At 41.1% G+C, this 13,935-nt stretch carries 11 protein-coding genes; all 11 read left to right on the forward strand.

Annotated elements, in window-relative coordinates:
• Positions 1-61 precede the first annotated feature (61 nt).
• The 11 genes from RSX31_RS03300 to ymfI all read left to right on the forward strand — a co-directional run bounded on the left by RSX31_RS03300 (position 62) and on the right by ymfI (position 13,860).
• A complete protein-coding gene (locus RSX31_RS03300; protein ID WP_148968781.1) occupies positions 62-814 on the forward strand; it encodes a ClpP family protease in 753 nt (250 codons plus the stop codon).
• Positions 811-1,017, forward strand: coding sequence for a YlzJ-like family protein (locus tag RSX31_RS03305; RefSeq protein WP_315633273.1), 207 nt, complete (start codon positions 811-813; stop codon positions 1,015-1,017). Before RSX31_RS03300 ends, RSX31_RS03305 begins: the two co-directional genes overlap by 4 nt.
• 191 nt (positions 1,018-1,208) lie before the next feature.
• Positions 1,209-3,572 carry a DNA translocase FtsK gene (locus RSX31_RS03310; RefSeq protein WP_315633274.1) on the forward strand — a complete coding sequence of 788 codons (2,364 nt, stop codon included), beginning with the start codon at positions 1,209-1,211 and terminating at the stop codon, positions 3,570-3,572.
• 425 nt (positions 3,573-3,997) lie between these two features.
• The gene (locus tag RSX31_RS03315; RefSeq protein ID WP_148993639.1) at positions 3,998-4,723 is read left to right on the forward strand and encodes a GntR family transcriptional regulator; all 726 of its coding nucleotides are present in this window, start codon (positions 3,998-4,000) and stop codon (positions 4,721-4,723) included.
• Positions 4,724-4,773: 50 nt separating this feature from the next.
• The gene (locus RSX31_RS03320; RefSeq protein ID WP_148993640.1) at positions 4,774-5,871 is read left to right on the forward strand and encodes a BMP family lipoprotein; all 1,098 of its coding nucleotides are present in this window, start codon (positions 4,774-4,776) and stop codon (positions 5,869-5,871) included.
• 215 nt (positions 5,872-6,086) lie between these two features.
• Positions 6,087-7,622, forward strand: coding sequence for an ABC transporter ATP-binding protein (locus tag RSX31_RS03325; protein WP_148993641.1), 1,536 nt, complete (start codon positions 6,087-6,089; stop codon positions 7,620-7,622).
• Entirely contained in the window at positions 7,615-8,664 is a 1,050-nt protein-coding gene (locus tag RSX31_RS03330) for an ABC transporter permease (RefSeq protein WP_148968787.1), read from the forward strand. The genes RSX31_RS03325 and RSX31_RS03330 overlap by 8 nt, the downstream gene beginning before the upstream one ends.
• Positions 8,665-9,624, forward strand: coding sequence for an ABC transporter permease (locus RSX31_RS03335; RefSeq protein ID WP_315633277.1), 960 nt, complete (start codon positions 8,665-8,667; stop codon positions 9,622-9,624). It abuts the gene before it with no gap.
• A gap of 891 nt (positions 9,625-10,515) precedes the next feature.
• A complete protein-coding gene (gene yfmF / locus RSX31_RS03340) occupies positions 10,516-11,790 on the forward strand; it encodes an EF-P 5-aminopentanol modification-associated protein YfmF (RefSeq protein ID WP_148993642.1) in 1,275 nt (424 codons plus the stop codon).
• A 2-nt stretch (positions 11,791-11,792) separates the two neighbouring features.
• Positions 11,793-13,082, forward strand: a complete 1,290-nt coding sequence (gene yfmH / locus RSX31_RS03345; RefSeq protein WP_148993643.1) for an EF-P 5-aminopentanol modification-associated protein YfmH — start codon at positions 11,793-11,795, stop codon at positions 13,080-13,082.
• 61 nt (positions 13,083-13,143) lie between these two features.
• Positions 13,144-13,860 (forward strand): elongation factor P 5-aminopentanone reductase, encoded by a 717-nt coding sequence (gene ymfI, locus RSX31_RS03350; protein ID WP_315633278.1) that lies wholly within the window; start codon positions 13,144-13,146, stop codon positions 13,858-13,860.
• Positions 13,861-13,935: the final 75 nt, after the last annotated feature.

The following is a 13,935-nucleotide window of genomic DNA, read 5'->3' on the forward strand; positions in this document are numbered from 1 at the left end:
TGAAAACACTCCCTTATTAAAATAATAACAAGAGAATGGAAATGAAAAGGAGATGTGTTTCATGGAAGAAAATCATGAACGTATGCAGGATCAGCCAAATAAAGGCGAGGATAATAAAGATAAACCATCAGGGTTAATGGAAAAGATACAGCAATTAGGGCAAACCAATGTCCCGCAACTCTCTCAGGATTCCAATATCCATTGCTTGACGATTGTAGGACAAATAGAAGGGCATATGCAGCTTCCGCCACAAAATAAAACAACAAAATATGAACATGTTATTCCACAGCTGGTAGCCATTGAGCAAAATCCTAAAATAGAGGGTTTGGTGGTAATATTAAATACGGTAGGTGGAGACGTGGAAGCGGGACTCGCTATTTCTGAAATGATCGCTTCACTTTCTAAACCTACAGTATCTGTTGTGTTGGGGGGAGGACATAGTATTGGTGTACCGATTGCCGTATCATGCGATTTCTCGTACATTGCGAGCACTGCTACAATGACAATCCACCCGGTTCGGTTGACGGGGTTGGTGATCGGAGTACCGCAGACATTCGAGTATTTGGATAAAATGCAGGATCGGGTAGTTAGTTTCGTAACGAAGCACAGTAATATATCGGAAGAAGATTTTAAAGACCTGATGTTTGCAAAGGGAAACCTCACACGGGATATCGGTACGAATGTGGTAGGTGACGATGCCGTCGAATACGGCCTGATAGATGGGATCGGGGGCATTGGGACAGCCATTAAAAAGATTAACGAGTTAATTGAGATGAAAAAGCAATCGGATCAACAAGAGGGATTAGTACAATGATCCTTTATACAGTCGTTCCCAATGATCTTGTATTTCCAACAGATGCAAGTGAATTCAGTGGTCAAATGATGATGGAATATCAGGGTGTTCCTATCCTTGTTCAGCAGGAGGAGAACCGGTATCGAATTGTGAGGGTCATGAGTAGTGATCCTGCACATTATCTGGATAATCAGATTTGCCCAGGTGAATTTATCAATAATTAAGCGAGAAAGAGGATTTTCCCGAAATAGTGGTTATGCTATAATATTACTGGAAGAGATAATCATAATGATACTTTAAGTTAAACGGGAAGGGTCTGACACCTTAGGCACATAGATTGCCCCAAAGGATCAGCCCTTTCTTCATCTTTATGTACATATGAAGAAAGACTTCAATAGAATTTAGGTGAATTGGATTGGCAAAACGAAAAAGAAGAAAAAAACGATCTGCAACGAGTTCAACCTTAAAACAAACCATAAAATATGAAATTACAGGAATGATCCTTGCTGCCCTCAGTTTGATTTCAATCATAGAGCTTGGAGCTGTAGGGAAAGCAGTGGTATATTTCTATCGATTCTTTCTTGGTGAATGGTATATGGTTGCCCTCATGTGGATGCTGTATTTAGCTGGATACCTCATGATTAAAAGGGAGATCCCTATGTTATTTAGTCGCAGACTTATTGGGATCTACATCATCATTGCGAGCTTCTTGCTACTGAGTCATGTGAAATTATTTGATTTGCTCTCAAATGATGGCTCTTTTGATAATCCAAGTGTCATCATGAATACGTGGGATTTGTATTGGATGGATGTAAGTGGGGAAACGAGTACATCTGACCTTGGTGGGGGAATGATAGGGAGCATTTTATTTGCCCTTTCTTATTTTCTATTTGACTCGCAAGGAGCAAGGATTGTTAGTGCAACTTTCATATTGATCGGAATCATACTAGTGACAGGTAAATCCATCGGGGATGTGCTGGGAAGAGCAGGAAAACGCTTTGGTGCATTCTTAAGCGGACAATGGTCGGCATTCAAACAAGATATGAGTGACTGGAGAGAAGATCAGTCAAAGAAAAAAGAAGTGAAAGACAAGAAAAAGAAAGAAGTTCCTGTTAAGCAGGAGAATGCGGTTGAAACTCAGATGCCTCAGGAAGAGGAAACGAGAGAACCGATTATCTCAAACTTCGCTGAACGTGCATACGGAGGGAATCCGACTAAAGAAGAACCATCCCCTTCAGGAGCGGGAATGAATGGTGAAAAAGATGGTGCGGCCGCTAAAGATAAGCCCGATTCAGAAGGAGAAGCGGATTCTGCACCACCAATTACGTTTACTGAAGTAGAAAATAAGGATTATAAACTACCTTCTATTTCGTTATTAAAGACTCCTAGAAAAACAGATCAGAGTAATGAATATCAACTGATTCATGCCAACGCAGCCAAACTTGAAAGAACCTTCCAAAGCTTCGGGGTAAAAGCGAAAGTTACTCAAGTTCACTTAGGTCCAGCCGTCACCAAGTATGAAGTTCACCCGGATGTAGGTGTGAAAGTAAGCCGCATCGTGAACCTTAGTGATGATTTAGCCTTGGCTCTTGCGGCTAAAGATATCCGAATCGAAGCTCCTATTCCGGGGAAATCGGCTATCGGTATTGAAGTTCCTAACTCAGAAGTGGCCATGGTGTCATTAAGAGAGGTGCTTGAAGCCAAGGAACATAATAAACCGGATGCCAAGCTCCAAATTGGGTTAGGGCGGGATATCACGGGAGAAGCCGTACTTGCAGAATTGAATAAAATGCCTCACTTACTTGTAGCCGGGGCCACTGGAAGCGGAAAGAGTGTCTGTATTAATGGAATCATTACGAGTATTCTAATGAGAGCTAAACCACATGAAGTTAAACTCATGATGATTGATCCAAAAATGGTTGAATTGAATGTATATAATGGGGTACCGCATCTATTGGCTCCCGTTGTAACTGATGCAAAGAAAGCTTCACAGGCATTAAAAAAGGTTGTAAGTGAAATGGAGCGGAGATATGAGTTGTTCTCTCACACAGGCACAAGGAATATTGAAGGCTACAACGACTACGTTAAGAGACAGAATCTCGAGAACGAAGAAAAGCAGCCGCTGCTTCCATACATTGTAGTAATAGTGGATGAGCTGGCTGATTTAATGATGGTTGCTTCAAACGATGTAGAAGACGCCATCACAAGACTCGCACAGATGGCACGTGCCGCAGGGATCCATTTAATCATTGCTACGCAGCGTCCTTCTGTTGATGTTATTACAGGGGTCATCAAAGCGAATATACCATCCAGGATTGCGTTTGCCGTATCATCACAAATCGATTCCAGAACCATCCTGGATTCCGGTGGCGCAGAAAAACTATTGGGTAGAGGAGACATGCTCTTCATGCCTGTAGGGGCTTCAAAGCCTACAAGGGTACAAGGCGCATTTTTATCAGATGAAGAAGTTGAAGATATCGTTGATTTTGTCATTTCTCAACAAAAGGCACAGTATCAGGAAGAAATGATTCCAGATGAGATACAAGAAGATGAGAAAACGGGCGAAGCTGAAGACGAACTCTATAATGATGCAGTTCAGTTGATCGCTGAAATGCAAACCGCTTCCGTCTCCATGCTTCAAAGAAGATTTAGAGTTGGTTATACAAGAGCAGCACGATTGATTGATGAGATGGAAGTAAGGGGAGTCGTTGGACCTTATGAAGGAAGTAAGCCGCGAACCGTCTTGATCGGTAAACCTTCGGAAGAGCAAAGCTCTTAACAAAAGGTGTGTTACCCTATTCAAAATGAATGGGATAACACACCTTTTTTATGTAAAAATTAAGAAGGAAACCTGAAAATGTATCCGTTTCAAATCATGTTATTCTAGTTTATCCACCAATGTGTTATACTATTAAAAGCGTTTACAATTGTAATGGCGTTGTTTTAATTTTGTAAAGATTGATAATCTATAACAACCTTATTGTAAATTATATGTAAAATAACTCCGTGAAAGCCCATTCACTCTTATATATTTACTATTTTTTTTACAAAAAAGGATTTTAAATTGTCATTCTAGTCATTTTTTTCGACAAAATCACACAATGCTATTTATTTATGAAAAGAAAAGTGTTATAGTATTTTCGATTAGTAGGAAAGATATACATCAGAGGTCTGATGTCTTGAGAAAATTTGGTGGTGGTTCCAGTGACAATAAAGACAGACAATCGACATTTATACTTACAAGTGATAGACCGTTTGAAGAAAGATATCGAAGCGGGAATATACAAAGAAAAAGAAAAACTCCCGTCTGAATTTGATCTCTCCAAACAACTAGGTGTGAGTAGGGCTACTCTCCGTGAAGCTCTCAGAATTCTTGAGGAAGAAAGTGTCATCGTACGACGTCATGGGGTAGGTACATTTGTAAACGCTAAACCGCTCTTTACTTCTGGTATTGAGCAGCTGAACAGTGTAACGAACATGATTAAGCAGGCCGGTATGGAGCCAGGGACCATTTTCTTAAGCTCAACGACTCAAGAAGCTACGGAGGATGATGTGAAGAGGTTTACTTGCAATGAAGAGGACGACGTGATCCTGATTGAACGGGTTCGTACTGCAAACGGGGAACCGGTTGTGTATTGTGTAGACAAAATTCCTGAAAAGATTATGCCGAGGAATTTCACCCATGAAGATAACTCGATTTTCACCGTTTTGGAGAAACGCGAGAATAAGAGAATCACTCATGCTGTTGCACAAATAGAACCTATGGGCTATCACGATAAAATCTCCCCTATTCTAAATTGTGAACCAGAAACGGCACTACTCGTTTTAAAGCAAATGCATTTTGATGAAAACGATGAGCCGATTCTGTACTCAGTAAACTATTTTCGGTCAGACAAATTTAGCTTCCACGTATTAAGAAAGCGTGTATAACAACAATCCATCTTTCTACTAATTTATTACAATATTAGGGGGTACTCTAGGTGAAAAAACGTAAAATTGGTTTAGCGTTGTCATTTGTTCTAGCTGCAGGTACATTATTAGGTGCTTGTGGAACAAGCGAGGACAAAGAAGGTGCATCTAGTGGTGAAGGTAACAAGAAAGAAGATCAATTTACAGTAGCAATGGTTACGGATGTTGGTGGAGTAGATGACAAATCTTTCAACCAATCTGCTTGGGAAGGTTTAAAAGCTTTCGGTGAAGAGCACGACTTAGAAAAAGGTAAGGAAGGTTTTGACTACTTACAATCACAATCTGATGCTGACTATGCTACTAACTTAAACACATTAGCTCGTCAAGACTTTGACTTAGTATATGGTATCGGCTTCCTTATGGAAGGTGCAATCAATGATATTGCACAACAACAAAAAGATTCTCACTTTGCAATTGTTGATGCTGTTGTAGACCAGCCAAACGTTGCAAGTATCACATTTAAAGAGCAAGAAGGTTCATTCCTTGCGGGGGTTGCAGCTGGACTGGCAACGAAAACGAACAAAATCGGCTTCCTTGGTGGAATGGAAATTCCAGTAATCGAGCGTTTCCACTCCGGCTTCATTGCTGGTGTTAAATCAGTCAATCCCGAAGCGGAAATCGTTGCAGATTATGCAGGAGCATTCGACAAAGCTGAACTTGGTCAAACAATTGCGTCTAAGATGTACTCACAAGATGTAGACGTTATCTTCCATGCAGCTGGTGGTACAGGCAATGGATTGTTCAAAGAAGCACGTGACTTAAAAGAAAAAGATCCTTCCCGTGAGCTATGGGCAATCGGAGTTGACTCCGACCAATCAGCAGAAGGTAAAGTTGGGGATCATAATATCATCTTGACTTCTTCTTTGAAACGTGTTGATAATGCGGTTCTGGATCTTGCTAACAAAGCAAAAGAAGGAAACTTCCCAGGTGGAGAAGTTATCTCTTACGGACTTAACGAAGAGGGTGTTGGATTAGCTGAACTTAACGAAGAGCTTTCTAACAAAGACGAGGTTATGACTAAAGTTGATGAATGGAAAGAAAAGATCAAGAGTGGGGAAATCACTGTTCCTGAATCTTTAGATGCAGCAAATTCATTCTCAGCTAACTAATTGAACAGGGATAAGGGGGCCAAGGATAGCCGGTCTCTTATCCCTTTTCTAAAAAGAATATTCATAATAATTAAAAATTTAATTGAAGTATAGAAACTTCTTTCTATCTTTCATTTAGAGTTTTAATCGGGGAAACCCTTTTTTTTCTAGAGTCTTAAGGTCTGACCTCTAACTACTAGATAAATATCCCTAGCCTATGCAAGGAGTGATTAGCAATGGATTATGTAATTGAGATGCTGAATATTCGTAAAGAATTTCCTGGCATCGTAGCAAACGATAATATTACCCTCCAACTCAAAAAAGGTGAAATTCATGCGCTTCTAGGTGAAAATGGAGCAGGTAAATCTACACTGATGAATGTTTTATTTGGACTTTATCAGCCTGAACAAGGAGAAATTCGTGTGAAGGGGCAGAAAGTAAACATCACCAATCCCAATATTGCCAATGACTTAGGGATCGGAATGGTTCACCAGCACTTTATGCTCGTTGATACCTTTACAGTAACAGAAAATATTATTCTCGGGAGAGAGCCGAAGTCCGGTGCCACAGTGGATATTAAAAAGGCAGAGAAGGATATTCTGGAAATCTCAGAAAGATACGGTTTAAAAGTGAATCCTTCCGCTAAAATTTCTGAAATTTCAGTAGGAATGCAGCAGCGTGTTGAGATTTTGAAAACACTTTATCGTGGTGCAGAAATTCTGATCTTCGATGAGCCTACGGCGGTACTGACTCCACAAGAAATCAAAGAGCTTATTCAAATCATGAAAACTCTTATTCTAGAAGGCAAGTCTATCATTCTTATCACTCATAAACTAAAAGAGATTATGGAAGTGTGTGATAATGTAACCGTTATCAGAAAAGGAAAAGGGATCGGGACAGTGCAGGTATCAGAAACCGATCCGAATCATCTTGCCAGTCTGATGGTAGGACGTGAAGTAACCTTTAAGACTGAGAAGAAGGAAGCCATCCCTACTGACAATGTGCTCGAAATTCGAGATTTGAACGTAAAAGATCATCGCAATGTTTCCGTTGTAAAGGGGTTAAACCTGGAAGTGAAAGCCGGGGAGATCCTTGGTATTGCGGGAGTTGATGGGAACGGTCAAAGTGAACTGATAGAAGCGATTACAGGGTTATACAAAGTTAATAGTGGGTCGATTAAGCTGAATGGAAAAGAAATTGCCAATATGAAACCGCGCAAGATTTATGAAACAGGTGTAGGTCATATTCCTCAGGATCGTCACAAACATGGTTTAGTTCTGGATTTTCCAATCGGTGAAAATATGGTTCTACAAACCTATTACCAAAAGCCTTATTCAAATAAAGGGGTATTAAGCTATAAGAATATTTACAATCAAGCGAGAAAGCTAATTTCAGAGTTTGATGTAAGGACACCTTCTGAATATACCCTTGCCAGGGCACTATCCGGTGGTAATCAGCAAAAAGCGATCATCGGTCGGGAAGTCGATCGAGATCCGGATCTGTTGATTGCTGCCCAGCCTACCCGCGGTCTCGATGTAGGGGCAATCGAGTTCATTCACAAGCGCCTGATCGAGCAGCGGGATAACGGGAAAGCCGTACTATTACTTTCATTTGAATTGGATGAAATCATGAATGTAAGTGACCGTATCGCGGTCATTTATGAAGGGCAAATTGTAGCAATTGTGAATCCAAAAGAAACAACCGAACAAGAACTTGGACTACTGATGGCTGGTTCGAAGAGGAAGGAAGCGGGGGAGAACGAACATGTCTAATCGATTAACAAATATATTAATCCCGGTTATTTCGGTCCTTTTGGGAATTATTGTCGGAACCATTATTATGCTTGTGAGCGGATATGATCCAATTGCAGGATACTCTGCACTTTGGCAAGGTATTTTCGGAGAGATCTACTATGTAGGGGAAACGGTTCGTCAAGTGACTCCGTACATTCTGGCAGGTTTGGCTGTTGCCTTTGCATTCAGAACCGGATTATTCAATATCGGGGTCGAAGGACAACTGATTGTAGGGTGGCTTGCTGCAGTATGGGTTGGAGTTGCTTTCGATGAGTTACCAAAGATCATCCACTTGCCACTTGCTGTAATCGCAGCGGCATTAGCCGGCGCATTCTGGGGCTTCATTCCAGGATTACTGAAAGCAAGATACCGTGTACACGAAGTAATTGTTACGATCATGATGAACTATATTGCACTTCACGTAACCAATGCGATTATCCGAGATGTATTGACGGAGCGCAAAGATCGTACGGACTATATCGCAGAGACGGCCTCATTAAAGTCTCCATTCTTTGAGGCCATAACGGATTACTCAAGACTGCATTGGGGGATCTTCATTGCCCTCGCCTGTGTATTTATCATGTGGTTCCTTTTAGAAAAAACGACTCGTGGATATGAACTTCGTTCCGTAGGTTTTAACCAGCATGCTTCTCAATACGCAGGAATGAACGTAAATGGAAACATCATTCTTTCTATGGTCATTTCCGGGGCATTTGCAGGACTCGCAGGAGCCATGGAAGGTTTGGGGACATTTGGTTACGCCTCGATTAAAGGAGGATTTACAGGGGTCGGATTTGATGGGATCGCTGTAGCACTATTAGGGGGGAATGTTGCCATTGGTGTTGTCTTCGCAGCATTATTATTTGGAGGACTCAAAGTGGGGGCGTTAAATATGCCTCTTGAAGCAGGTATTCCAAATGAACTGGTAGACATCATCATTGCCCTTATTATTTTCTTTGTAGCATCTGGTTATATGATTCGTTATCTGATTCAACGATTTAGTAAGAAGGGGGTGAAATAAGTGGGCTTTATCGATATCTTAACAATCCTTATTCCATCAACATTATTGTGGGCATCACCACTTATTTTCACTGCGTTAGGAGGAGCGTTCTCTGAACGTTCTGGTGTGGTTAACATCGGGCTTGAAGGATTAATGGTCATTGGAGCTTTCTCAAGTATTGTTTTCAATCTAGCGTTTGCCGACACATTCGGTGCGGCAACACCTTGGGTGGCCCTCCTAATAGCGATGGTCATGGGTGCGTTACTTGCCGTACTCCATGCGGTTGCCTCGATAACATTCCGTGCCGATCAGGTAGTTTCCGGAGTGGCAATCAATCTGCTTGCCATCGGTTTAACCCTTTTCTTAGTCAAACGTATTTATGGAAAGGGTCAAACAGACATCATTTCAGAAGGTTTTGGAAAAGTGGATGTACCATTACTTAACAAAATTCCGGTGATCGGTGATATTTTCTTCTCCAACACTTATTGGCCACCATTTGTAGCCATTCTTGTTTCCGTCATCGTTTGGTTCATTATGTTTAAGACTCCATTCGGTCTCAGATTGCGTTCCGTAGGTGAGCATCCAATGGCTGCAGACACAATGGGTCTCAACGTAACGAAAATGCGCTATATCGGCGTAATCATTTCTGGGGCTTTTGCAGGAGTGGGTGGAGGAGTATATGCCCAGTCCATTTCCTCGGACTTTAGTCACGCAACCATAAGCGGGCAGGGATTCATGGCCTTAGCAGCTTTGATCTTCGGTAAGTGGCATCCCCTTGGCGCAATGGGTGCAGCATTATTCTTTGGGTTCGCACAAAGCTTAAGTATCATCGGATCAAGTATTCCATTATTTGAAAACATTCCGAGTGTATATCTGCTAATCGCACCATACGTATTAACAATCCTTGCACTTACAGGATTCATCGGCCGTGCAGATGCACCTAAAGCACTTGGTACACCGTATATTAAAGGAAATCGTTAAATATACAATAAGCACGAATCTAGAAAGGTATCTCGACATTTCGAGGTACCTTTTTTTGGTATTTAACATTCGAAAGTAGTAGCTGATTTCCACTTCAGGATGCTCGCTTTCCGCGGGGCAGGTGGTGAGCATCCTCGGTTGCGCCTCCGGGTCTCACCTGTCTAGCTACGGGGCTTAGGGGCTCGAGGTCATAAGCCAAGTCTACCAAAAAGGCAAAGAGCGCCTTTCCGGCAGACTCGTCTTATGCTTGTCGCCCCTGGGCAAAGCCCCTCCGCTTTTCGTACTGTCCAGCTATTCCCGCAGGAGTGCCTTCCGCTCCAATCAACTTTCTGAGCATGTATCCTTAATGGAAATCAGTAAAAACAAGACTTTTAGCAAACCATCTCATTTAAGGTAAATAGAGATTGATTTCCTTTTAAGGATGAAGAATTATTCTTTTCTAATTACATTGTGTTCTTGCACACCTTAAAGCTCTGTCATGAAAAATTCTGTTAAAGATGGTGAGGGGAACTGCGTAGACTCCGGAGGATATTGGGCTTAGCCGAGACCCCGTTCGGCTAAGCTGAGGAGGCTCGGCCGAGCGCTAGCTGCAAGCAGAGCAGTTCCACTCACCATCCAGCACACACTGATTGACAGAGCCGAAGCAGACCATATATTGAAAAACAACAATCTTTGACAAAAGAGATTTGTGAAAACAATAAAATGAAACATATTACACATTTTCTATACATATACTAGTTTACTCTGTGGGTATTTTTCCAATAGAGGAAGATGCTTGAAATCAACATATCACTACATGTATAGTTATACATAAATACCGCACAATAAAGGTGTTTATAACTTTTTTGATTTCAAAAATCACGGAAGTGTGGAACTAAGGAGGACGGTACGATGACAGCCATAAATGAAGTAGTAAAAAAGAAACAGGGGTACACGCTACATATCGTTCAAACGGATAAGTATAAAACCAACAGTCTGATTTTGAAAATGAAAGCTCCTTTAGATCAAGAAACAGTGACCTTACGCGGATTACTCCCTCATGTGATGCAAAGCAGTACAAAGACCTATCCGAGTACAACGGAATTAAGATCCTACCTGGATGAATTATATGGTGCTAACTTTTTCACGGATTTAGGTAAAAAAGGTGAGTACCACGTGGTCAGCATGTCCGTGGAAATCGCCAATGAAAAGTTTTTAAGGGACTCAGAGCCTTTACTTCAAAAAGGAATAGAATTTTTAGCAGATGTCCTGCAAAATCCTCATATTGAAAATAACGAATTCGATAAGAAAACGGTCGAGAAAGAAAAACGAAACCAGAAGGTAAGAATACAGGCAGTATATGACGATAAAATGCGCTACGCTAATTCCCGGCTTGTAGAAGAAATGTGTAAGGGAGAGCGTTTTGCCCTTCATGTTAATGGCATTAGTGAAGAAGTTGAGTCCATAACGGCCAAGAGTTTGTATGAATATTATCAAAAAGTCATGAATGAAGATCAATTCGATCTTTATGTCATCGGCGATGTAGATGTTGTGGAAGTTGAAAAACTGTGTGATCAACTCCTCCAATTAAAGGAACGTACCCCTCTCGAAGTCGATTCATCGGAAGTGGAGCAAAAGGAAAGGGAAAACGTCGTGAAAGAAAAGCAGGATGTGAAGCAAGGTAAGCTTAATATGGGCTACCGGACTCATACACAATATGGCGATGATGATTACTTTGCCCTTCAGGTGTTCAATGGAATATTCGGTGGATTTTCTCATTCTAAATTGTTCATAAATGTGAGGGAAAAAGCGAGCTTAGCCTACTATGCAGCAAGTAGACTGGAAAGTCATAAAGGATTATTGATGGTTATGTCCGGAATAGAATTTGAGAAATATGATCAAGCAGTCGGAATCATCAATGATCAACTGCAAGCCATGAAGGATGGAGACTTTACGGATGGTGAAATCGAACAAACGAAAGCGGTCATCCGCAATCAACTGCTTGAAACCATTGATACGTCCCGTGGTTTAGTTGAGGTACTATATCATAATGCAGTCGCACATGAAGAAATTGATTTAAAACACTGGCTTGAAGAAATAGAGAAGACGACGAAAGAAGACATCGTGAAAGCAGCAAATAAAGTTGAGCTTGATACCATCTACTTTTTAACAGGAATGGAGGGATAAATATGAAGAAAATTTCCTTCGATCAACTACAGGAAAACTTATTTTATGAAAAAATGTCTAATGGATTGGACGTCTATATTCTCCCGAAAAAAGGATTTAATAAGACATATGCCACATTCACGACGAAGTACGGAAGCATTGACAATCATTTTGTTCCACTGAACGAAGAAGAATTCGTTAAGGTTCCAGATGGAATCGCCCACTTCCTGGAGCATAAATTGTTTGAAAAGGAAGACGGGGATGTATTCCAGCAATTCAGCCGCCAGGGTGCGTCGGCTAATGCTTTCACATCCTTTACACGAACGGCTTATCTATTTTCAAGTACTACCAATGTAGAACGTAATTTAGAAACCTTAATAGATTTTGTTCAAGACCCGTATTTTACAGAAAAGACCGTGGAAAAAGAAAAGGGAATCATCGGACAGGAAATCACCATGTATGATGATAACCCTGACTGGCGATTATACTTTGGTGTGATTCAGAATATGTACAAAAATCACCCTGTGAAGATTGATATAGCAGGAACGATTGAGTCCATCACACCAATCACGAAAGATATGTTATATCAGTGCTATAACACTTTCTACCACCCAAGCAATATGCTCCTCTTTGTAGTGGGATCTGTAGACCCGGATCAAATCATGAATCAGATCCGTTCGAATCAGGAAAAGAAGGATTATGAAAAAATGCCTGAGATAAAGCGGAGATTTGATGATGAACCAGAAACGGTTGCTGAGAAGAAGCAGGTCCTTAAGATGAATGTGCAAAGCCCTAAGTGCCTGGTAGGCCTTAAAGCGCCTGAACCGCATCAGCAAGGCAAGGAAATGCTAAGACAAGAGCTTTCGATGAACGTTTTCCTGGATATGTTATTTGGTAAAAGTTCAAAATATTATTCTGAACTATACAATGATGGATTGATTGATGAAACATTCCACTATGATTATACACAGGAAAATGGCTTTGGATTCCTTACCGTCGGTGGGGATACGGAAAAGCCGGATATCCTTGCCGAGAAGGTACAATCGCTGCTACTTAAAGCCAAAGAACAATCTCTCTTTACAGAAGAGGGTTTAGAAAGAACGAAGAAAAAGAAGATTGGTGCGTTTTTACGTGCCATTAATTCTCCTGAGTTTATTGCAAATCAATTCACACGCTATGCTTTTAACGAAATGGATCTTTTTGAGGTTGTACCTACACTTGAATCATTGAAGTATGATGATATACAAACCGTTGCCAGTACCATTATCAGTGAAGAGCGCTTTACGGTGTGTCAGGTAGTACCAAAATCATAAAATCGGAGGGAGCTGCTCTAGGGTAGTTCCTCTCTTTATGTGGACATTGAGGTGGAAACAGATGAAATATGCTTTAATAACAGGGGCTTCAGGGGGAATTGGAAGCAGCACGGCCTTAAGCTTGGCAGAAGAGGGATGGAATTTATATTTACATTATCATACGAATGAAAAAGCCATAACAGACCTGATTCATAAGGTTGAAAAACTTGGGGTGGAGGCAATTCCCATTCGGGCGAACCTTGCACTCCCGAAAGAAGTCGGGAGTCTAGTAAACAGTATCTTCCAACTTGATGCCATTATTTATAGTAGTGGGAATTCAAGCTGGGGATTGTTTCAAGATCAGACTGAAGAAGAGGTGGACTATTTGATTAACGTTCATGTGAAAAGTCCTTTACTTCTCATTCAAAAGTTATTGCCAAAACTGATAGATCGTAAGGGAAGCATTGTAATGGTAAGCTCCATTTGGGGACAAATAGGCGGAGCGTGTGAGGTCGTTTATTCAACTGTAAAGGGGGCGCAGCTGGCATTTGTGAAATCATTGAGTAAGGAGCTTGCTCTAAGCGGGGTAAGAATCAATGCAATTGCTCCAGGAGCAGTTGATACATCGATGATGGGTTCGTTTTCTGAAGGGGAACTAGAAGCTCTAAGGGAGGAAATTCCAATGGGTCGTTTTGCTCAGGCGGATGAAGTTTCCGACTCGATTCAATTTCTCACTTCCCCCAAATCCTCTTATATAACTGGTCAAACCATCTCCATCAATGGTGGGTGGCATACATGAAAAAGTTTTTTAGTCCAAGGATTAAGGCGAATAATTTTTCCTCCTGGATACAAACTAAGGTTGTATTTCAATAAA

The organism is Rossellomorea yichunensis (assembly GCF_032337515.1).
GTDB lineage: Bacteria > Bacillota > Bacilli > Bacillales > Bacillaceae_B > Rossellomorea > Rossellomorea yichunensis.

Coding starts and splice junctions, on each gene's coding strand:
- RSX31_RS03300 (WP_148968781.1), top strand. CDS start 62: ATGGAAGAAAATCATGAACGTATGCAGGATCAGCCAAATAAAGGCGAG.
- RSX31_RS03305 (WP_315633273.1), top strand. CDS start 811: ATGATCCTTTATACAGTCGTTCCCAATGATCTTGTATTTCCAACAGAT.
- RSX31_RS03325 (WP_148993641.1), top strand. CDS start 6,087: ATGGATTATGTAATTGAGATGCTGAATATTCGTAAAGAATTTCCTGGC.
- RSX31_RS03330 (WP_148968787.1), top strand. CDS start 7,615: ATGTCTAATCGATTAACAAATATATTAATCCCGGTTATTTCGGTCCTT.
- yfmF (WP_148993642.1), top strand. CDS start 10,516: ATGACAGCCATAAATGAAGTAGTAAAAAAGAAACAGGGGTACACGCTA.
- yfmH (WP_148993643.1), top strand. CDS start 11,793: ATGAAGAAAATTTCCTTCGATCAACTACAGGAAAACTTATTTTATGAA.
- ymfI (WP_315633278.1), top strand. CDS start 13,144: ATGAAATATGCTTTAATAACAGGGGCTTCAGGGGGAATTGGAAGCAGC.